General features: G+C 69.2%; 1 protein-coding gene. It reads right to left on the reverse strand.

Translation table 11 applies throughout. The annotated features are described in order from the left end of the window. Positions 1-68: 68 nt before the first annotated feature. Positions 69-24,410 (reverse strand): non-ribosomal peptide synthase/polyketide synthase, encoded by a 24,342-nt coding sequence (locus MELE44368_RS07435; protein ID WP_128107918.1) that lies wholly within the window; start codon positions 24,408-24,410, stop codon positions 69-71. Between the last annotated feature and the right edge of the window lie 7 nt (positions 24,411-24,417).

A 24,417-nucleotide genomic window follows, 5' to 3' on the forward strand; every position in this document is an offset into this window, starting at 1 on the left:
GTCGAGCTCTTCGAGTTCGTCCTCGTCGTCGAGATCCATCGACAACAGGCGGCGGGAGGCATCGGCGGTCATGACTTCTGCACCGAATCGCCGGACATGGCCGCCAGCACCCGCTGGAACCGGCGCATGATCTTGTGGATGCGGTTCGTGTCGAACACGTCGGTGTCGAACTCCACGCGCAGCACCAGTTCCTTCCCGGGCATCGCTTGCAAGGTCAGCGGGTAGTGGTTGTATTCGCGGCCGTTGACCTCGGTGATGGCCAACCCGTTGGTGGTGTGCATGGCTGCGGTGTCGACGGGATAGTTCTGGAACACGAAAAGCGTGTCGAAGAGTTGGTCATGGCCTGCCGCGCGGTGGATCTCGCTCAGCGCGAGATGCTGATGGTCCAGCGTGTCCATGTGGCAGCGCTGCAGGTCGCCGAGCAGGTCGGCGATCGTGGTGTCCGGGGTGATGGTGGCCCGTACCGGCACCGTGTTGATCAGCAGGCCGACCATCGATTCCGCGCCAGCCACGTCGGCCGACCGTCCCGACACCGCGACGCCGAACGCGACGTCGTGGTGGCCGGTCAACCACGTCAGCAGCTGCGCCCAGGCGGCCTGCAGCACGGTGTTCACGGTCGTGTGGCAGCTGCGGGCCAACTCGTTGATCGCCTCGGTGGTCTCGGCGGGCACCTGGAACGACTCGGTGGCGCGCCGTCCCGGTGTCGTGCGGCCCTTCGGCGCGACCAACGTGGGCGTCTCGAACCCGGCGAGAACGTCCCGCCAGGCCGCGTGGGCGGCGTCGACGTCGCGCTCGGCCAGCCAGGTGACGAACCTGCGGAACGACCCGGCGGCCGGAAGATGCTGCCCGTAGTAGCTGGCGAAGATCTCCTGCAGCAGGATCGGCAGCGACCACCCGTCGAGCACGATGTGGTGATAGGTCATCACGAACCGGTGCTCGTTGTCGGCGGTGCGGATCAGCGCGGCGCGGAACGCCGGCTGCCGGAGAAGGTCACACACCGCGGCACGTTCGGCAGCGCATGCCCGTTGGATCTGCTCGTCGAAATCTACGTTGCTTCTGGCGATCTCGAGGTACTGCCATGGGACAGTCGGATCGGCCGGGATGATCTGCACCGGTTCGTCGAACTGCTGGACGAACCGGGCCGCCAGGTTGGGATGGCGGTTGACCACGGTGTGCACGGCCTGGCGCAGCCGCTCGGAGTCCAGCGGGCCGGTGACCGTGATCTCGAGTTGCATGGCGTAGACGTCGTCGACGTCCTGGCCGCTTGTCGCGTTGACGTGGAACAGCAGGCCCTGCTGCAGAGGCGTCAACGGCAGCACGTCGGCGATGCGGTGTTGCCCGCTGAGTTCGTCGATCTCCTCCTGGGTGAGCCGGGCAGGAGCGATGTCGGAGGGTGTCAGGCCACCGCCGCCGCCGCGGACGTGGGCACAGATACCCCGCAGGGCGTCGAACCAGAGCTGGGACAGTCGGCCGACCTGTGTCTCGTCCATCGCGGAGGGCGCCCAGGTCCAGGTGGCATACAGCTGCGGGCCGTCGTCGGTGTCGACCGTGCTGGCGTTGAGTTCCACGGTGTGCCCCAACGGCATCGGTATCGCCGCGGCGGCGGCGCTGAGCGCGGCACCCTCCTGGCTGACCTGCCACAGTTGACCGCCGGCATCCGCTCCGGTCGCACCCATCCGGCCGAGGTAGTTGAACCCGACGGCCGGTTCGGGTCCGGTCAGGCCGACGTCGGGGTTCAGGTAGCGCAGCAGTCCGTAGGTCAGACCGTCCGGCAGGGCCCGAAGCTGTTCCTTGGCGTTCTTGATCAAGCCGCCCAGCGCCGGGTCGCCGGACACCACCTGCGCCCAGGACAGTCCCCCCACGTTCAGGGCGACCGGGTACTTGGTGGTGAACCAGCCCACCGTGCGGGACAGGTCGACGTCGGGGGCGATGTCTTCGTTTCGGCCGTGGCCTTCGACGTCGATCGCGACGGACGCGTCGGTGTCGAGCATCTGCGTCAACGCCAGCGCGTAGGCGATCAGCAGGATGTCCTGCACGCCGGCGCGGAACGCCGCCGGAATCTCACCGAGCAAGGCGCGTGTCGTCTCGGCGTCCAGTGAGTCCGTGAGGTGCCCCGCGGTGGCGTAGGTGTCCAGTTCGGGTTGCGCGGCGGGCAGCGGTGAGGGCGTGGCCAACACGTCTCGCCAGCCATCGGCTTGATCCACCACCGTCGGGTCGTGGGCGTGGTCCTCGAGCAAGCTCGCCCACCGCGCGAACGAGGTCCCGGCCGCAGGCAGCGTCACGTCTTGACCGTGGTGGTGCTGGGCCCAGGCGATGTTGAGGTCTTCCAACAGAATTCGCCATGACACCGCGTCGACGGCCAGGTGATGGACGATCAACGCCAGCTGGCCGGTGGCGCGCGCCCACAGCACGCTGAGCATCACGCCGTCGGAGAGGCTCAACCGCGACCGCGCCGCCACCAGGGCCTCGTCGGTCAGCGCGTCCACCGAATGCAGAACCGGTGGCACCGAACCCTTCTCGGGTATCTGCAGCGACCACTCCCCCGCGTCCGCGGCGGTCTCGACCCGCAGGCGCAGCATGGCATGCCGATCCATCAGCGCCTGAAGGACCACGCGCACCTCTTCTTCGGTGACACCCTCGGGAGCCTGAACCACCACGGTCTGGTTGAACTCCTCGATCGGGCCGCCGCTGCTCTGCACCTCATGCAGCCACCGCATGATCGGGGTGGCCGGCACCGACCCGACCCCCTCGTCGACCGGACCGTCGGCACCGCCATGGACCCCGACGACCTGGGCCAGCCGGGCCACGGTCTGCTCGACGAAAATGTCACGCGGACGGCACATCACGCCCGAAGCCCGGGCGCGGGCGACCACCTGCATCGACAGGATGCTGTCACCGCCCAGGTCGAAGAACGACTCGTCGACGCCGACCCGCTCCAGGCCAAGCACCTGGGCATAGATCCCGGCAAGGATCTCCTCGATCGCGTTGGTCGGGGCGCGATACCGTCCCGCGTCGGAGTAGTCCGGCGCCGGCAGTGCGCGAACGTCGAGCTTGCCGTTGACCGTCAGCGGCAACGCGTCCAGCACCACCACGGCGGCCGGGACCATGTACGGGGGCAGCTTGTCGGCCAACGCGTTTCGCGCCGCCCCCGGATCCACCGCTTCGGGCGCCGACTCCGTGACGTAACCGACCAGGCGATTCGTTCCTGGTTGGTCTTCGCGGGTGATCACCACCGCCTGCGCCACACCGTTCAACCCCGCCAGCGCGGCCTGGACCTCGCCGAGCTCGATGCGGTGGCCGCGGATCTTGACCTGGTCGTCGGAGCGCCCCAGATACTGCAGCTGCCCGTCGGGTCGCCAGCTCACCAGATCACCGGTGCGATACATCCGCTTTCCGGCCGCGACCGGCCCGCCGAACGGACACGCCACGAACCGCGACGCGGTCAGGCTCGACCGGCCGAGATAGCCGCACGCGACTCCGTCACCGGCCACATACAGCTCGCCCACCACGCCGGGCGGAACGGGCCGCAGGGACTCGTCGAGCACGAACAGCGCCGCGGTCGCCACCGGCGCGCCGATCGGCGCCGCCCCCGAACCCGGCGTCAGCGGTGTGCTCATCGACGCGTACACCGTGATCTCGGTGGGGCCGTAGGCGTTGATCATCACCCGGCCAGGTGCCCAACGGTCCACCACCTCGCCCGGGCAGGCCTCGCCGCCGAGCAGCAACGAAACCGATTCCAGCCCTTGCGGAGACAGCGCCGAGACCGCGGACGGGGTCTGGGTGAGCACGTTGACCCGCTCGCGTATCAGCAGGGCATGGAAGTCATCGGGTGAGCTTGTTACCGATTCGGGAACCACGACCAGCCGCGAACCGCCCAGCAGCGCGGCCCAGATCTCCCACACCGAGAAGTCGAAGGCGTAGGAGTGACACTGCGTCCACACCTGCTCGCGCGGCAGGTGCTCAGGCGTTGACCGCGCCAGGTGGGTCAGGTTGTCGTGGGTGACGGCAACACCTTTGGGCACACCGGTGGTGCCGGAGGTGTAGATCAGGTAGGCGATGTCCTCGGGGGCCGGACCCGGCAGCGCGGGGGCGGGCCGGTGGCCCGCCTCTGCCTCCGGGTCGCCGACCTGCACGACCGGCATGGCTCGTCCGGCGAGTCGGTCGGCGAGTTCGGCGGTGGTGACCGCGACGATCGGCGCCGCGTCGGCCAGCATGAACTCGATACGGGCCGCGGGCACCGCAGGGTCGATCGCCAGATAGGCGGCGCCCGCCTTGAGCGCGGCCAGCATCGCCACGATCGCCTCGCCGGACCGGTTGAACAACAGCGCCACGCACTGACCCGGGCCTGCGCCGTGTTCGATCAGCCTGTGCGCCAACCGGTTCGCCGCGTCGTCGAGCTCGCTGTAGGTCCACGAACGCTCACCGCATGTGACCGCGATCGCGTCCGGGATACGCGCCACATGCTCGGCGAACAGCGCGGGCACCGTCGAGGCGGACGGGTCTGGGCGGGGGGCGGTCAGCGCGGAGAGGTTGCCGAGGCGGTCGAGGTGGGCGTGTTCCTCGTCGTCGAGCAGGTCGATCGACGACAGCCGCTGATCGGAATCGGCGGTCATCGCGGCCAGCACCCGCTGCCATCGCTGGATCAGCGTTTCGACGGTGGCGGCGTCGAACACGTCGGTGCGGAACTCCACCGTCCCGGTGATCCCGGCCGGCTCGCCGGTCTCGCTGCGACGTTCGGCCATCGAGAAGCTCAGATCCATTCGGGCGGCCTGGGTGTCGGCCGGCAGCTGGGTGACCGCGAGATCGCCGAGCGTCAGGCCCGAGTCGGCGGGCAGGTTCTGCCACCCCAACGCCACCTGAACCAACGGGTGGTGGGTCAGGGACCGGGTCGGGTTGAGCCGTTCGACAAGCGCCTCGAACGGCACGTCCTGGTGCTCGTAGGCCGCCAGGCTGCGTGCCCGCACCTGCGCCAGCAGCTCCGCCACCGTGGGATCGCCTGCCAGGTCCATGCGCAGCACCAAGGTGTTGACGAAGAACCCGATCAGCTCGTCGAGCGCGGGGTCGCGGCGCCCGGCGATCGGGAAACCCACTGCCACATCGGAGGTTCCGCTGAGTTTGGACAGCAGCGCGCCGAGCGCGGCCTGCAGCACCATGAAGCTGGTCGCGTTGTGCTCCCGAGCGACCCGGGCGATCTGCCGGTGCAGCTCGGCGGGCCACTCGAGGGTCACCGTGGCGCCGTGCTGGTCGGCCACCGGCGGGTAGGGCCGGTCGGTGGGCAGCGCGATGCGTTCGGGCATTCCGGCCAACTCGTCCTGCCAGTAGGCCAGCTGCGAGGCGATACGGCTGGCGCTGTCGTCGAGATCGCCGAACTGCGCGCGCTGCCACAGCGTGTAGTCGACGTACTGCACTTCCAGCGGCGCCCAGCCCGGGGCGCGCCCCGCGCACCGGTTGGCGTAGGCCGCTCCGAGGTCGGCCACCAGCGGGGTCATCGACAAGCCGTCGGCAGCGATGTGGTGCACCACCGCCGCCAACACGTGCTCGTCGTCGGCGAGCCGGAAAAGCTTCGCCCGCAACGGGATCTCGGTTGCCAGATCGAACGTGTAGCGGGCCGCTTCGCCGATGGCCTGCTCCAGCCGGTCGGCCGTCCATCCGGTGGCGTCGACGACCTCCCAGCCGAAGTCGGCGCGTTCGGCGGGCACGACGAGCTGGCGCGGGATGCCCTCCACGGCCGGGAACATGGTGCGCAACGTCTCGTGGCGGGCCACCACGTCGGCAAGTGCCGCGCCCAACGCGTCGACGTCCAACGCGCCGCTGAGCCGCAACGCTGTCGGCATGTTGTACACCGGCGACGGTCCCTGCAGTTGATCCAGGAACCACAACCGGGTCTGGGCGAACGACAGCGGAACGACGGCCGGTCGCTCGCCCGCGACCAGCGGCTCCAGCGCGGCCTCCTCCCCGCCGATCCGCGGGGCCAGCTGGGCTACCGTCGGCGCCTCGAACAGGGCACGCACCGGCAGATTGGCGTCCAGCGTCTTGTTGATCGCGGCGACCAAGCGCATCGCCGACAGCGAGTCGCCGCCGAGGTCGAAGAACGAGTCGTCGACCCCGACCCGTTCGACGCCCAGCACCTGGGAGTAGACGCCGGTCAGGATCTCCTCGGTCAGGTTGGCCGGCGCGCGGTAGCGGTCGGCGTCGGAGTACTCCGGTGCCGGCAGCGCACGGGTGTCCAGTTTTCCGTTGGGCGTCAACGGAAGCGCCGACAACGGCACGACCGCGGCGGGCACCATGTACGCCGGGAGCCGCTCGGCCAGTTGTGTGCGCAACTTGGCGGGCTCCGCCGTGCCGGTCACATACCCGACCAGGCGCACATCGCCCGGCCGGTCCTCGCGCGCGATCACCGCCGCCTGGTCGACGCCGTCGAGCCCGGCCAGTGCGGCCTGGATCTCGCCGAGTTCGATGCGGTAGCCGCGCAACTTGACCTGCTCGTCGGCCCGACCCACATAGCGCAGCTGCCCGTCGGGGCCCCAACACACCAGATCGCCGGTGCGGTACATCCGCGTCCCGGGGGCCTCACTCGCGGCGAACGGGCAGGCCACGAAGCGCGACGCGGTCAAGCCCGAACGGTCGACGTATCCGACGCCGACGCCGCGGCCGGCGACGTACAACTCGCCGACCACGCCCGGAGGGACCGGACGCAGCCATTCGTCGAGCACGAACAACGCGGTGCCCGGCGTCGGCGAGCCGATCGGCACCACGTCGGCCCCCGCGGTCAACGGGGCGCTTCGTGACGCGCAGATCGTGGTCTCGGTCGGGCCGTAGCCGTTGACCATCACTCGCCCGGGCGCCCAACGGTCCACCACCTCGGGCGGACACGGCTCACCGGCGACGAGCAACGCGGTGGAACCACCCAACCCCTCGGATGAGAGCATCGCCACCGCCGACGGGGTCTGGCTCAGCATGCTGACCTGTTCGGAGACCAGCAGGGCGTGGCCGTCCTCTGGCGAGCGGGCCACCGACTCGGGCATCACCACCAGCCGTCCGCCGTGCAGCAGCGGGGACCAGATCTCTTCGACCGAGGCATCGAACGTATACGAATGCCATTGTGCCCATACCTGTTCCGGCATGTCGGCGTACAGCGACCGCAACAGCTGCGTGACGTTGAAGTGGGTGATCGCCACGCCTTTGGGCACACCGGTGGTGCCGGAGGTGTAGATGACGTAGGCGACGTCGTCGGGCTCCGGTAGCGCGAGCGGCGTGCTCCGCTGGTCGTTCAGGGCCGGGTCGTTGACGTCGACGACGGGCAGCGGCCAGTCGTGCGACCGATCGGCCAGACCGCTGGACGTGATCGCCGCCGCCGGGGCGGCGTCGTTGAGCATGAACTCGATCCGCGCGTCGGGCAGTGCGGGGTCGATCGGCAGGTAGGCCGCCCCGGTCTTGAGCACGGCCAGCATCGCCACGACCGCGTCCGCGGAGCGTTCCAACAGCAGCGCAACGCACTGCCCCTGGCCCACACCGGAAGTGGTCAACAGGTGCGCCAACCGGTTCGCGGCCTCGTCAAGTTCGCGATACGTCATTCCGCGGCCTGCGAAGGTGACCGCCACAGCATCGGGCGTGCGGGCCACCTGTTCGTCGAACAACGCCGGAATCGAGTCGGACGCCGAGCGTTTGGCCGGTGCCGCCAGCACCGCCCGGTTGCCCCACTCGTCGAGCCGCGCACGCTCGGCCTCGTCGAGCAGATCGATGGACGAGACCCGGCGTCCGGGATCTGCGGCCATCGCGGCCAGCACCCGCTGCCATCGCTGGATCAGCGTTTCGACGGTGCCGGCGTCGTACACGTCGGCCCGGAACTCCACCGCCCCGCCGATGCCTGCGGGCTCGCCCGTCCGCGTCCAGCGTTCTCCGAGGGAGAAGGTCAGATCCATGCGGGCGGTCTGGGTGTCCACCGACAGCGGGCTGACCTGTAGATCGCCCAGGTTCAGCCCGTCGGTGAGATCGTCGTCCTTGCCGGGGAGGTTCTGCCACGCCAACGCCACCTGAACCAAGGGGTGATGGGTCAGGGACCGCGTCGGGTTGAGCCGCTCGACCAGGACCTCGAACGGCACGTCCTGATGCTGATAGGCGGCCAGGCTGCGCGCCCGCACCTGTTCCAACAACTCCGCCACGGTCGGGTCGCCGGCGAGATCGACGCGCAGCACCAGGTTGTTGACGAAGAAGCCCACCAGCTCGTCGAGCGCCGGGTCGCGCCGCCCCGCAATCGGGAAGCCAATGGCCACATCGGAACTCGCGCTGAGCTTGGAGAGCAGCACCGCCAGCGCGGCCTGCATCACCATGAAGCTGGTCGAGCTGTGCTCGCCGGCCAGCGCGCGCACCCGCTGCTGCACCTCGGCGGGCCAGTCCACCGCGACGCTCGCGCCGCGCAGGTCGGCGACCGGCGGATAGGGCCGGTCGGTGGGCAGCGCCAGCCGCTCGGGCATGCCGGCGAGGGCCTCTTCCCAGTAGGTCAGCTGCGCGGCGATGGGGCTGTCGCCGTCTTCGAGGTCGCCGAGTTGCGCACGCTGCCACAGTGTGTAATCGACGTACTGCGCGGGCAACGGCGCCCAGTCCGGCGCCCGCCCCTCGCACCGGCAGGCGTACGCCGCGCCCAGGTCACGGATCAGCGGGGTCAGCGACCAGCCGTCGGCCGCGATGTGGTGCACCACGGCCACCAACACGTGCTCATCGGCAGACAGACGGTAAAGCGTTGCGCGGATCGGGATCTCAGATCTCAGATCGAACGCGTACCGCACGTCGCCGTCGACGGCGGCATTGAGCCGGCTCTCCGACCACCCGGTGGCGTCGACGACGTTCCAGCCGAATTGCGCGCGGTCGGCGGGCGCCACCACCTGTCGAGGTGTGCCGTCGGGCGCGTCGAACAGGGTGCGCAGGCTCTCGTGGCGCTCGACCACGTCGGACAACGCCGCGCCGAGCGCGTCGGCGTCGAGTGGGCCCCGCAACCGCAACCCGACCGGCATGTTGTAAACCGGTGACGGACCCTGCAATTGGTCGACGAACCACAACCGGTTCTGGGCGAACGACAGCGGAATGATCTCCGGCCGCTCGACGGGCGTCAACGGCGCCAGCCGACCGGCGCCCTCCCCCACCCGCGGGGCCAACTGGGCGACGGTGGGCGCCTCGAACACCGTGCGCACCGGAAGGTCGACATCCAGGCTGGCGTTGATCGCCGCGATCAGACGCATGGTCGACAGCGAATCCCCACCGAGATCGAAGAACGAATCGTCCACGCCGACGCGGTCCACGCCCAACACCCGCGCGAAGATGCCGGCCAGGATCTCTTCGGTCGGGTTGGCCGGCGCGCGGTAGTGGCCGACGTCGGAGTAGTCCGGTGCAGGCAGGGCACGGGTGTCGAGCTTGCCGTTGACGGTCACCGGCAGCGCGTCGATCACCATGACCGCTGCGGGAACCATGTAGCCGGGCAGCCGTTGGGCAAGCGCGGCACGGGCTTTCGCCGGGTCCGCGGTGCCGGTGATGTAGCCGACCAGCCGCTTCTCGCCCGGCTTGTCCTCGCGGGCGATCACGGCCGCGTGCTCCACACCGTCGATCGCGGTGAGCGCCGACTGGATCTCGCCGAGCTCGATGCGGTAGCCGCGGATCTTGACCTGTTCGTCGGCGCGGCCCAGGTAGTCCAGCTGGCCATCGGGGCGCCAGCGCACCAGGTCTCCGGTGCGGTACATGCGCGTGCCGGGCTCGCCGAACGGGCAGGCCATGAAGCGCGACGCGGTCAGTCCCGGCCGGCGCCAATACCCGACGCCGACGCCCGCACCGGACAGATAGAGCTCGCCGACCACACCGGCGGGCACGGGGCGAAGCCAGGGGTCCAAGACGAAGAACGCCGCCCATGCCGTCGGCGAACCGATCGGCGGGGATCCCGACCCCGGTTGCAGTGGGGCACTGGCGCACAACCACATCGTGGTCTCGGTCGGACCGTAGACGTTGACCATCACCCGATCGGCCGACCACCGATCGACCAATTCCGGTGGGCAGGGTTCGGCGCCGATGACCAACGCCGCATCGACCCCCTCTTCGGACAGCACGCCCGCCGCCGACGGCGTCTGCGTCAGCACCGTGACCTGTTCGCGCACCAGCAGCCGGTGGAACTCCTCCGGGGACCGCGCCACCAGCTCGGGCACGATCACCAGGCGCCCGCCGTACAGCAGCGCAGCCCAGATCTCCCATACCGAGAAGTCGAACGCATACGAGTGGAACTGCGTCCACACCTGGCCGGGCTCCAGCGGCACGCCGATCTGCAGCTCGTGGAACAGTTGGGTGACGTTGCACTGCTTGACCGCAACGCCTTTCGGAACGCCGGTGGTGCCCGAGGTGTAGATGATGTGGGCGACGTCGTGCGGCGACGGCAGCGGCAACGGCGTGCCGGGTTGAGCGGCCACCTCGGGATCGGCGACATCGACCACGAGCAGCCCGTAGCCGTCGAACCGCGGCGCCAGCTCGGCCGTCGTGACCGCGGCGATCGGCGCGGCATCGGTGAGCATGAACTCGATCCGCGCGTCAGGCAGCGCCGGGTCGAGCGGCAGGTAGGCCGCCCCGGTCTTGAGCACCGCCAGGATCACCACGATCGCGTCGGCCGAACGCGGGAACAGCAGCGCCACCCGCTCACCCGGGCCGGCCCCACGGTCGGCGAGCAGCCGCGCCAGCCGGTTTGAGGCCTCGTCGAGCTCGCGGTAGGTGGTCGACCGGCCGTCAAAGCGGATCGCCACTGCGTCCGGGGTGCGAGCCACCTGCGCGGCGAACACCTGCGGCACCGATGTCGGCTCGGGCAGCTGGGTCAGCACCGACCGGTTGCCCCACGCGTCCAAGCGGGCATGTTCGGCGTCATCGAGCAGGTCGACCGCCGACAGCGAACCCTGCGGGTCGGCGACCATCGCCGCCAACACGGTTTCCAGCCGCTTGGCGAGTGCCTTGACGTCGGTGGCGTCGAAAACGTCGGTGTCGTACTCGATTCGGAAACCCAGCGCGTCGCCCGGCTCGGCTTGCACGGTCAACGGGTAGTGGGTGGATTCGCGGAACTCGTACTCGTCGATGGTCAACCCGTCGGCGCCCAACGGCGCGACGGTGTCGATCGGGTAGTTCTCGTACACGAACAACGTGTCGAAGAGTTGATCCTGACCCGTCAGGCGGTGAACCTCGCTGAGCGCCAGATGCTGGTGTTCGAGCGTGTCGGTGTGCGCGCGCTGCATCTGCCCGAGCAGTTCGGCCGTGGTGGTGGTCGGTGTGAAGGTGGCCCGCACCGGCACGGTGTTGATCAGCAGGCCCACCATGGATTCCGAGCCGAGCACTTCGGGCGGCCGACCGGAGTCCACGGTGCCGAAGGCGACGTCCGGCTGACCGGTCAGCCAGCACAGCAGCCGCGCGTAGGCGGCCTGCAGCACGATGTTCATGGTGGTGTGCTGCGAGCGTGCCAACTCGCCGAGCGCTCGGGTGGTCTCCTCTGACACCGAGAACGTTTCGGCGGCCCGGGGTCCAAGGCCCTTCCGGTCCGGCGGGCCCAGCAGGGTGGGAGTCTCGAACCCTGCCAATGCATTTCGCCATGCCTCATGTGCGGCACCGAGATCTCGTTCGGTCAACCAGCTGATGAAGTTGCGATACGGTGGAGCCGTCGGGAGCCGCTGACCGTGATAGCCGGCGAAGATCTCCTGCATCAGGATCGGCAGTGACCAGCCGTCGAGCACGATGTGGTGATTGGTCAGCACGAACCGGTGCCGGTCTGTCCCGGTCCGGATCAACGCCACCCGGAACGCCGGCGCGTCAGCGGGGTCGCCGACCGCGACACGCTCGGCGGTGCAGAGGCGTTCGATTTCCTCGGTGTTGTCCGCGTCCAGTTCGACAAAGCGCCACTGCACCGTCGGGGCGGCCGGGATGACCTGCACCGGCTCGTCGAACCGTTGGCAGAAGCGTGCCACCAGATTCGGATGCCGCGTGAGCACGGTGCGCACGGCATCGCGGAGGCGCTCGGCGTCCAGCGGACCGTTCAGCGAGATGTGCAGCTGTGCCGCATAGAGATCCTCACTGGACTGGGCGGTGTTGGCGTGGAAGAGCAACCCCTGCTGCACGGGGGTCAGGGGCAGCACGTCGGCGATCGGGCCGTGCTCGGCCAGCTCGTCGAGCTGCTGCTGGGTCAGCCGCGCGGGCGCGATATCCGACGGCGTCAGCCCGCCGCCACCGTTTCGCACGTGCGCGCAGATGCCCGAAAGCGCCTCGAACCACAGCCGGCTCAACCGGGAGACCTCGTCGTGATCGAGTACCGACGGCGCCCACGTCCAGTCCGCGCGCAGCCGCGGCCCGGCGTCGGTGTCGACGGTGGCGGAGTTGAGCTCGAGCGAATGGACCAGCGGCATGGGCACGGCCGCGCTGACGCTGGTCAACGACACTCCGTCCGCGGAGATCCGCCACCCCTCGCCGGACCGGTCGCCGGCCGGCCCACCAAGGCGGCCAAGGTAATTGAAGCCGATCGCCGGATCGTCACCGTCGAGTTCCGTGTGTGAGCTCAGGTAACGAAGCAGACCGTAGGTCAGGCCGTCGGGCAGCGCCCGAAGCTGCTCCTTGGCGTCCTTGAGCACCGCACCCAACGCCGCGTCACCGGCCACCACCTGGGCCCAGGGCAGCCGATCCACGGCGAGCGCGACCGGATACTTGGCGGTGAACCAGCCCACGGTGTGCGACAGGTCCACGTCGGCGCCCAGGCCCGCCAGATCCTCGTTGCGGCCGTGGCCCTCGACGTCGATGCCGATCCGCGAGTTGCCGGTGCCCAGCAGCTCGGCCACCGCCAACCCGAACGCGATCAGCAGGATGTCTTGTGTCCCAGCGCGAAACGCGGCAGGCACCTCGTCGAGCAGCATCGCGGTGGTCTCGGCGTCCAGCTCCGCCGAATACCAACCCGCGTTGACATAGGTGTCGCGCTCGGGCCGTGGTGGGGGCAGCACCGTCGGCGCCGAGGCGACCTGCTTCCAGGAGTCGGCGAGCTGAAGCACATCGGGGTCGTCGGCGTGCTCGGCCAGCAACTGGGCCCACCGCGCGAACGATGTGCCCGCGGGAGGCGTCGCCGCCGGTTTGCGCCCCCGCTGCTGGGCCCAGACGGTGTTGAGATCGTCGAGCAGGATTCGCCAGGACACTCCGTCGACGGCCAGGTGGTGGATGATCAACGCCAGATGCCCGGTCGACGGCGCCCACAGTGCGCTGAGCATCCTGCCTTCGGAGGGGTTCAACCGCGACCGCGCGGTCACCAGCGCCTCGTCGCTCAACGCGTCCACCGACTGCACGCAATCCCGGGCCTGCACCGAATCCGGTTCCGGCGCAGTCAACGACCAGCCGCCCGCGCCGTCGTCCTCCACGCGCAGCCGCAGCATCGCGTGCCGATCCAACAGCGCCTGCAGCAGCGCGACCACGTCGGCCTCGGTCACCCCGCCGGGAGCTTGCAGCAGCACCGTCTGGTTGAACTCGTCAACCGGCCCGTCCACCGTCTGCAGCCACCGAATGATCGGGGTGGCCGCCACCGGCCCGATGCCGCTGTCGATGGGGCCGCCGGCGCGGCCGGACACCCCGACGGTCCGGGCCAGCCGGGCCACGGTCTGTTCGACGAACACGTCGCGGGGACGGCACACCAGGCCGGCGGCACGAGCGCGGGCCACCACCTGCATCGACAGGATGCTGTCGCCGCCGAGGTCGAAGAACGAGTCGTCGACCCCGATCCGCTCCAGCCCGAGCACCTCGGCGAAAATGTCTGCGAGGACTTCTTCCACGGCGTCGCCGGGCGCGCGGTACCGATCGCCGTCGCCGTAGTCGGGCGCGGGCAGTGCGCGGGTGTCGAGCTTGCCGTTGACCGTCAGCGGCAGCGCGTCCAGCACGACGATCGCGACCGGCACCATGTAGGCGGGCAGCCGCTCGCCGAGTCGGGCCCGCAGTTCGGCCGGGTCGGCGCTGCCGGTGATGTAGCCGACCAGCCGCTTGTCACCCGGCCGGTCCTCACGGGCGATCACCGCCGCCTGCTGCACCCCGTCGAGCGCGGCCAGCGCGGCCTGGATCTCGCCGAGCTCGATGCGGTAGCCGCGGATCTTGACCTGCTCGTCGGCGCGGCCCAGGTATTGCAGCTGCCCGTCGGGACGCCAGTACACCAGGTCCCCGGTGCGATACATCCGCCTTCCAGCGGCCTCCGGCCCGCCGAACGGGCACGCCACGAATCGCGACGCGGTCAAACCGGACCGGCCGAGGTATCCGGTGCCGACACCTTCCCCGGCGACATACAGTTCGCCGATCACGCCCTCGGGCACCGGGCGCAACCACTCGTCGAGGACGAACAACGCCGCGCCCGGCACCGGCGAGCCGATCGGCACACCCAGCCCGGGTGTCAGCGGCGCGCTGATCGCCACACACATCGTGGTCTCGGTCGGACCGTAGGCGTTGATCATCACGCGGCCGGGCGCCCACTGCTCGACCACCTCGGGCGGACAGGCCTCCCCGACCACGACCAGCACCGCCGTTTCCAAGCCTTCACGCGGCAAAACCCTGACCGCAGAAGGTGTTTGGGTCAGCACGGTGACCTGTTCGCGGACCAGCAGCGCGTGGAAGTCTTCCGGTGACCCCGCGATGTCCTCGGGAACCACGACCACTCGCCCACCACGGAGCAGGGGGCCGAAGACCTCCCAGACCGATACGTCGAAAGCCAACGAATGACATTGCGGCCACACGCCCGCCGGCGGAATTCCGGCGTCGAGGGACCCAAGCAGTTGGATCACGTTGTGGTGGGTGATCGCCACACCTTTGGGTACGCCGGTGGTGCCCGACGTGTAGATGAGGTAGGCGATGTCGTTCGGGCGCGGTCCGGTGCCGACCTCACCCGAAAGGCCGTCGGCCGCAGCGGGACCGACATCGCCGACGTCGATGACCGTCACGTCGGTACCGGCCAGTCGGTCGGCGAGTTCTGCGGTGGTGACCGCAGCGATCGGCGCGGCGTCGGAGATCATGAACTCCATGCGCCCGGCGGGCACCGCCGCGTCGATCGGCAGATAGGCAGCTCCGGTCTTGAGCGCGGCCAGCATCGACACGATCGCCTCGCCGGACCGGTTGAACAGCAGCGCGACGCATTGCCCGGGACCGGCACCGTGTCCGGTCAGCCTGTGCGCCAGCCGGTTCGAGGCCTCGTCGAGTTCGCGGTAGGTCCACGAACGCTCGCCGCAGGTGACCGCGACCGCGTCCGGGATACGCGCCACATGCTCGGCGAACAACTCGGTCATCGTCAAAGCGGACGGGGCCGGCGCCGGGGCGGTCAACGTCGCGAGGTTGCCGAGGCGGTCGAGGTGTTCGTGTTCCTCGTCGTCGAGCAGATCGATCGACGACAGGCGTGCCGTCGGGTCGGCGGTCATCGTCGCCAGGACCCGCCGCAGCCGCGCGATGAGCGTCTCGACGGTGCCCGCGTCGAACACGTCGGTGCGGAACTCCACCGTGCCGCTGATTCCGGCCGGCTCACCGTCCTCACCGTGACGTTCGGCCAGCGAGAAGTTCAAATCCATTCGCGCGGTGTGGGTGTCCACCGGCATCGGGCGGACCTGCAGATCGCCCAGTGCGAATTCGGCGGCGGGATCGTTGATGTCGTTGCCGACGCCGTTCTGCCACGCCAGGGCCACCTGAACCAACGGGTGGTGGGTCAGGGACCGGGTCGGGTTGAGCCGTTCGACGAGCACCTCGAACGGCACGTCCTGGTGCTCGTAGGCGGCCAGGCTGCGTGCCCGCACCTGAGCCAGCACGTCGGCCACGGTCGGATCGCCTGCCAGATCCGCCCGCAGCACCAGGGTGTTGACGAAGAACCCGATCAGCTCGTCGAGCGCGGGGTCGCGGCGCCCGGCGATCGGGAAACCCACTGCCACGTCGGAGGTTCCACTCAACTTCGACAGCACGGTGAGCAGCGCCGCCTGCAGCACCATGAAGCTGGTCGCGTTGTGCTCCCGGGCGAGTCGGGCGACTTGCCGCTGAAGTTCGGCGGGCCAGTCCACGACCACCTTGGCGCCGCGTTGATCGGCGACCAGCGGATAGGGCCGGTCGGTGGGCAGCGCGATGCGTTCGGGCATCCCGGACAGCGCATCTTCCCAATAGGCGAGCTGTGTGGCGATGCGGCTGCTGGTGTCGTCGAGCTCACCGAACTGCGCGCGCTGCCACAGCGTGTAGTCGACGTACTGCACCGCCAGAGGCGCCCATCCCGGAGACCTTTCCGCGCACCGGTCGGCGTAGGCCACGGAAAGATCGGCCACCAGCGGGGTCAGCGACCAGCCGTCGGCAGCGATGTGGTGCACCACCGCCGCCAACACGTGTTCCTCGTCGGAGATCCGGAACAGCCGTGCCCGCAGGGGGATTTCAACAGCCAGGTCGAATGTGTGGCGTGACGTGGCGTCGATGGCCTCACGCAGCCGGCTCGGCGTCCACCCGCTGGCGTCGACGACCTCCCAACCGAAGTCGGCGCGCTCGGCCTCGATCACGACCTGATGCGGAACGCCGCCGGGCGCGGTGATCAGGGTGCGCAGGGTCTCGTGACGGGCCACCACATCGGCGAGCGCCGCACCCAGCGCGTCGACGTCCAATGCGCCGCTGATCCGGAACGCGGCCGTCATGTTGTACACCGGCGACGGCCCCTGCAGTTGATCGAGGAACCACAACCGGGCCTGGGCGAACGACAGCGGGACGTCGGTGGGCCGTTCGGCGGCGACCAACGGCTCCAGCGTGGCCTCTTCCCCACCGATCCGGGGCGCCAGCGCGGCCACCGTCGGCGCGTCGAACAACGCGCGCACCGCGATGCCGGCGTTCAGCGTCTTGTTGATCGCGGCGACCAACCGCATCGCCGACAACGAGTCCCCGCCGAGGTCGAAGAACGAGTCCTCGACCCCGACGCGCTCGAGCCCGAGGACCTGGGCGTAGATGCCGGCCAGAATCTCCTCGACCGGGGTGGCCGGGGCGCGGTAGTGGTCGCTGTCGTAATCGGGCGCCGGCAGGGCACGGGTGTCGAGCTTGCCGTTGACCGTCAGCGGCACCGCGTCGATCGCCACCACCGCAGCCGGGACCATGTAGGCGGGCAGGCGTTCGGCAAGTGCGGCACGGGTTTTCGCCGGGTCGGCGGCGCCGGTGATGTAACCCACCAGCTGCTTGTCGCCGGGGCGGTCCTCGCGGGCGATCACCACCGCCTGCTCGACGCCGTCGAGTCCGGCCAGTGCTGCCTGGATCTCGCCGAGCTCGATGCGGTAGCCGCGGATCTTGACCTGTTCATCGGCGCGGCCCAGGTATTCGACCTGTCCGTCGGCGCCCCACCGCACCAAATCGCCGGTGCGGTACATGCGCATGCCGGGCTCTCCGAACGGACACGCCACGAATCGCGACGACGTCAACCCCGCGCGGCCGACATAGCCGACAGCCACCCCGCGGCCGGCCACGTACAACTCGCCGACCGCACCGGGCGGCACCGGGCGCAGCCACGCGTCCAGCACGAACAACGCCGCACCGGTGACCGGCGCACCGATCGGCACCACCGAGTCCGGTGCTTGCGCGGTCAACGGCGCGCTGATCGACGCATATACGGTGGCCTCGGTCGGGCCGTACGCGTTGATCATCACCCGGCCAGGTGCCGCCCACCGGTCGACGAGTTCCGTCGAACAGGCCTCCCCCGCCACCACCAGCGCGGCGGACTCCAGGTCCTGCGGCGAAAGCATTCCGGCCGCCGACGGGGTCTGGCTCAGCACGTCGACGCGCTCAGAGACCAACAACGCGTGGAAGTCCTCCGGCGACGCGGCGACCTGTTCGGACACCACCAGCAGCCGGGCACCGTGCAGCAGCGCACCGAAGATCTCCCAGACCGAGACGTCGAAGCTGTAGGAGTGCCACTGTGTCCACACCCGGCCCGGCCCCGACGACAGCTCACCGCCGAGCACGCCGAACAGCCCCGGCACGTTGCGGTGAGGTATGGCAACGCCTTTGGGCACACCTGTGGTGCCCGAGGTGTAGATGATGTAGGCGATGTCATCGGCCGTCGGCCCGGAAAGGGTCGCAGCGGGGTCGACCTCATGGGAGTCGAGATCGCCGACATCGATGACCGGCACCTCGAAGCCCTCGAACCGCTCGGCCAGCTCGGCCTTGGTGACCGCGACGACCGGTGTGGCGTCGGCGAGCATGAACCCGACGCGCGCCAGCGGCAGCGCGGGGTCGATCGGCAGGTAGGCCGCCCCGGTTTTCAGCACGGCCAGAATCGCCACGATCGCATCGGCCGACCGGGGAAGCATCAGCGCCACAACCTCGCCGGGCGCCGCACCCTGTCCGGCGAGCACAAGCGCCAGCCGGTTCGCGGCCTCGTCGAGTTCGGCGTACGTCATCGACTGTCCGTCGAAGGTCAGCGCCGGCACGTCGGGTGTGCGTGCCACCTGCGCGGCGAACAGCGCGGGGACCGGCTCGACCGCGGTCGACGGCCCGGTCAACGCCGCCCGCCTGCCCCATTCGTCGATGCGAGCCTGTTCGGTCGGATCGAGCAGGTCCACCGACGACAGCCGCCGTTTCGGCTCGGCGGCCATGGCGGCCAACACCCGTTCGAACCGCTCGATCAGCGCTGCGACGCGTTCGCCGTCGAACACATCGGTGTCGTATTCGACGCGAAGGCCCAGTCGAGGCCCCGGCATCGCCTGCACGGCAAGCGGATAGTGGTTGGTTTCGCGGAAGTTGAACTCGGCGGCGCGCAATCCGTCGGCGCCCAACGACACCGCCGTGTCGATCGGGTAGTTCTCGAACACGAACAGCGTGTCGAAGAGTTGATCGTGCCCGCTGAGATGGTGAATCTCGTTGAGCGCCAAGTGCTGATGCTCAAGGGTGTCGTTGTGGGCGCTCTGCAGCCGGCCCAGCAGGTCTTCGGTGGTGGCCTCCGGGGTGAACGTCGCGCGTACGGGCACCGTGTTGATCAGCAGGCCAACCATCGATTCCGCGCCTGGCACATCGGTCGGCCGGCCCGAAACCGTGGTGCCGAAGGCGACGTCGTGCTGACCGGTCAGCGAGCACAACAGCCGCGCGAACGCGGTCTGCAGCACGATGTTGACCGTCGTCTGATGTGACCGCGCCAGTTCGCTGACGGCCCGCGTGATGTCCTCGGAGATCTGGAACGATTCGATGCCACGCGGCCCGGGCGCCGCCTTGCCCGGCGGCCCGACCAGGGTCGGGGCATCGAAGCCGGCCAGTACCTCACGCCACGCCGCCCGGGCGGTATCGACGTCCCGTCCGGCCAACCAGGTGATGAAGCTGCGATAGGGCGCGGCGGCGGGCAGGCGTTGGCCGCCGAAGCCGGCGAAGATCTCCTGCAGCAGGATCGGCATCGACCAGCCGTCGAGCACGATGTGGTGCGTCGTGAGCAGGAACCGGTGCCGCTCCGGCGCGACGCGGATGAGCGCGGCACGGAAGACCGGCTCGTCGGCGAGGCGGCAGACGGCGGCGCGTTCGTCGGCGCAGACTCGCTGAACCTGTTCGTCGACGTCGCTGTCAGAGCTCAATTCGACGTAGCGCCAAGGCACTTCGGGTTCGGCCGGAAGGATCTGCACGGGCTCGTCGAACTGTTCGATGAATTGCGCCGCCAGGTGCGGATGCCGCTCGGCCACCGAGTGCACGGCATCGCGCAGCCGTTGCACGTCGAGCGGGCCGCTCAGCTCGATGTCGAGCTGCATCGCGTACAGGTCGCTGGCCTGTGCGGTGTTGGCGTGGAAGAGCAACCCCTGCTGCAACGGGGTCAGCGACAACACGTCGGCGATCGGGCCGTGCTCGGCCAGCTCGTCGAGCTGCTGCTGGGTCAACCGCGCGGGCGCGACATCCGACGGCGTCAGACCACCGCCACCGTTTCGCACGTGCGCGCAGATGCCCGAAAGCGCCTCGAACCACAGCCGGCTCAACCGGGAGACCTCGTCGTGATCGAGCGCCGACGGCGCCCACGTCCAGTCCGCGCGCAGCCGCGGCCCGACCTCGGTGTCGACGGTCGCCGCGTTGAGCTCAACGGTGTGCATCAGCGCAAGAGGAAGCGCTCCGGCGACACCCGTGAGCGACAGTCCCTCGGGGGTGATGCGCCACGCATCACCGGAGCCGCCACTCGAGCCGCCAAGGCGGCCAAGGTAGTTGAACCCGATTGCCGGGTCGTCGCCGTCGAGGTCCGCGTGTGAGTTCAGGTAGCGCAGCAGGCCGTAGGTCAGCCCGTCCGGCAGCGCCCGAAGCTGCTCCTTGGCGTGCTTGAGCACCGCACCCAACGCCGCATCACCGGCCACCACCTGGGCCCATCGCAACCCGCCGGACGGGCCGCCGAGGTCGAAGGACACCGGGTACTTGGTGGTGAACCAACCCACGGTGCGCGACAGGTCCACGTCGGCGCCCAGACCTGCCAACTCCTCCTGGCGGCCGTGACCCTCGACGTCGATGGCGATCCGCGAACCACCGGCGCCCAGCAGCTCGGCAACCGCCAACCCGAACGCGATCAGCAGGATGTCCTGTGTCCCAGCGTGAAACGCCGCGGGAACCTCGCCGAGCAGCATCGCGGTGGTCTCGGCGTCCAACTCCGCCGAATAGCGCCCGGCGTTCACATACGTGTCGAGTTCGGGCTGCGGCGCGGGCAGCACCGCCGGCGCCGAAGCCACCTGCTTCCAATGCCCGGCCAGTTCCACCACGCCCGAACGCTCGGCGTACTCGGAAAGCAACTGCGCCCACCGCGCAAACGACGTCCCGGCCGGCGGTAACGCGATGGGTTCCTGGTTGCGGAGTTGAGCCCACGCGAGGTTGAAGTCCTCCAACAGGATTCGCCAGGACACGCCGTCAACGGCCAGGTGGTGGATGATCAACGCCAACTGTCGGGTGGACGCCACCCACAGTGCGCTGAGCATCCTGCCTTCGGAGGGGTTCAACCGCGACCGCGCGGTCACCAGCGCCTCGTCGCTCAACACCTCAACCGATTGCACGCAATCCCGGGCCTGCACCGAATCCGGTTCTGGCACAGTCAACGACCAGCCGCCCGCACCGTCGTCCTCGGCGCGCAGCCGCAGCATCGCGTGCCGATCCAGCAGCGCCTGCAGCACGGCCACCACGTCGGCTTCGGTCACCCCGGCTGGGGCCTTCAGCAGCACCGTCTGGTTGAACTCGTCAACCGGACCCTCGGCGCTCTGCAGCCATTGCATGATCGGGGTGGCCACCACCGGCCCGACGCCCTCGTCGATCACATCGGCGACGCTGCCTGCGACCTCGACCGCGCGGGCCAGCCGGGCCACGGTCTGTTCGACGAACACATCGCGGGGGCGGCACACCAGGCCGGCGGCCCGCGCCCGCGAGGCCACCTGCATCGACAGGATGCTGTCGCCGCCGAGGTCGAAGAACGAGTCGTCGACACCGACCCGCTCCAGCCCGAGCACCTCGGCGAAAATGCCCGCGAGGACCTCTTCGGTGGCGTTGGCAGGGGCGCGGTACCGGCCGGCATCGGAGAACTCCGGCGCCGGCAGGGCACGCTTGTCGAGCTTGCCGTTGACCGTCAGCGGCAGCGCGTCCAGCACCACCACCGCGACCGGCACCATGTAGGCGGGCAGCCGCTCACCGAGTTGGGCCCGCAGTTCGGCCGAGTCGGCGCTGCCGGTGATGTAGCCGACCAGCCGCTTGTCACCCGGCCGGTCCTCGCGGGCGATCACCGCCGCCTGCTCGACGCCGTCCAACTGGGCCAGCGCGGCCTGGATCTCGCCGAGCTCGATGCGATAGCCGCGGATCTTGACCTGCTCGTCGGCGCGCCCCAGATACCTCAGCTCGCCGTCGGCGCCCCAACACACCAAATCCCCGGTGCGATACATCAACCGCCCCGGTGCTTCTGCGGCCCCGAACGGACACGCCACGAACCGCGACGCGGTCAGACCCGACCGGCCCACATAGCCGTAGCTCAACCCGGCGCCCGCCACATACAGCTCACCGACCACTCCGGGCGACACCGGCCGCAGCCACCCGTCGAGCACGAAGAACGCCAGATCGGCAAGCGGTATCCCGATCGGGCTGACCGTGCTGTCGACGTCGGCCGCCGTGATCTCGCGGAACGACGCGTGCACCGTGGTCTCGGTGATGCCGTACATGTTGATCAGCCGCGGCGCATCCCGATGCTTGGCCAGCCAGCCCTGCAACCGGGCCGGCTCCAGCGCCTCACCGCCGAACACCACCACGTCAAGCGCGAGCCCGTCCGCCGCCTCGGGGGTCAGCTCGTCGACGGACTGCAGCGCATAAAACGCCGACGGCGTCTGGCTCAACACGCTGACCTGTTCATCGACCAACAAGGCGTGGAACTCCTCGGGCGAACGGGTCACCGCCTCGGGCACCACCACCAGACGGCCGCCGTGCAGCAGCGCACCGAAAACTTCCCAGACGGAGAAGTCGAACGCCAACGAATGGCTTTGGGTCCACACCTGTTTCGGCGACAGCTCCAAACGGGTGTCGATCGCCTCCAACAGCCGGGTCACGTTGCGATGCGGGATCGCCACCCCCTTGGGCACCCCCGTGGTGCCCGACGTGTAGATCAGGTATGCCACGTCGTCAGCGTCGGGCAACGGCAAACCGTCACCGGGCTGCGCCGCCACCGCGGGGTCGGCGATGTCGACGACCGTCACCCCGCGTCCGGCCAGCCGGCCCGCCAGGTCCCCGGTGGTAACCACGACCGGTGGTTCGGCATCGCCGAGCACGAACTCCAACCGCGCGTCGGGCACCGACGGGTCGATCGGCACGTACGCCGCACCGGTCTTGAGCACGCCGAGGATCGCCACGATCGCCTCGACCGACCGGGAAAACAGCAGCCCGACCCGTTGACCCGAAGTCACGCCGCGTTCGACCAGCAGGTGCGCCAACCGGTTCGACACCTCGTCCAGCTCGCCGTAGGTCAAGGTCTTGCCGTCGCCGCTGACCGCAGGTGCGTCGGGGGCACGAGCCACCTGCGCCTGGAACAACTCCGGGATCGAGGCCCCGCCGGGCACCGGATCCAGCGCCGCCCGGTTCCCCCACCCGTCCAGAAGGTGGCGCTCCTCCTGGTCGCGGACGTCCATCGTCGAAAGGGGCCGCGCCGGGTCGGCGGTCATCGCCGTCAACACACGTTCGAATCGGTCCGCCAGCTCGCGGGCATCACATCCGGCGAACAATTCGCCGACACCCGACGTGCTGAGAAAGAGCTCTTCGTCGTTTCTGATAATGACCAGCCCGAACTGATCCACCATGCCGGTGTGGGTCACGGTTCCCGATCCGGCGGCCCCCGCGAAATCGGCCAACCGGGTGGTCGGAATGAAATTGATTACCGCTCGGGTCGAGGACCGGCCAATACCTTGGAAACGCGCCTTGTTCTCAATGGCGCGGACCGGGAACCGCTGATGCCGCAGCGCCTCTTGGACCCGGTTGTCGACGTGTTCGCAGAAGCCGGCGACCGTCGTGTCCGGCGAAACCTTCAACGCCAGCGGCACGACTCCGGAAATCATTCCGGGCACCAACAGCGTCTCCGGGCGAACGCGTCTGCTCACCGGGAAATCGAGAACAACCTCGGGACCACCGGTTTCGCCATGCACAAGCAGCGCACACGCGGCGGTGATCACCGACGCCCGGCGCACTCCCAAGGCGTGCGACAGCTCGCGGGTCCTGGCGACGACGGCGGGATCCAACTGGATGGGCGCCGACGGCTCATACCCGTCGACTTCGCGCGCGACGCCGGGCACGGGGCCGTACGGCGCTTCCGATTCCAACGGAATGTTGTTTGCCCAATAGGTTTCGTCGGCGGCGTAGTCCTCGGACGCTTCGTATTCGATTTCAGTGTCGATGAGGCTGCGCAGGGATCCGAAAACAGGAGGCGGAATCTGTGCGCCGGTAGCCATTGCCGAATAAACCGCAGCAATTCGGTGGCAGACAATTCCCATGCCAATTCCATCGATAACGATGTGATGGCAACACACGAAGAAATAAAATTGTTCAGCCCGCGTCTGAATCAACGCGAATTTGAACAGCGGCCCGCTCAGCGGCATCACCGCGCGTTGGATGGATGAGGCCGTCCGGTAGGCGTCGCGAACCGGATCCGCTGACGACGTCAGGTCGTAATAGGCCAGCTCGGTGTCCGGGTAATCCCGGACCGTCTGGAAAACCTGGCCGTCCGCCTCGAAAAACGCAGCACGCAGCGGCTCAGCCTCGCCTACCACATGACGAACTGCCCGCTCCAGCAAATCGTGTCTGATCGGGCCTTCGATTAGCCCGAGCATCCCCAGCTGCCACTTGGCGCCAGCCTGTCCGGTTTCCTGGGCAAGCCAAATGTCCAGCTGGCCTCGCGTGAGCGGAAGTGTCCTGTTATCCCGCTCCATCGGACTG

It is taken from the genome of Mycolicibacterium elephantis DSM 44368 (assembly GCF_004014805.1).
Classification (GTDB): Bacteria; Actinomycetota; Actinomycetes; order Mycobacteriales; family Mycobacteriaceae; genus Mycobacterium; species Mycobacterium elephantis.

Coding starts and splice junctions, on each gene's coding strand:
- MELE44368_RS07435 (WP_128107918.1), bottom strand. CDS start 24,410: ATGGAGCGGGATAACAGGACACTTCCGCTCACGCGAGGCCAGCTGGAC.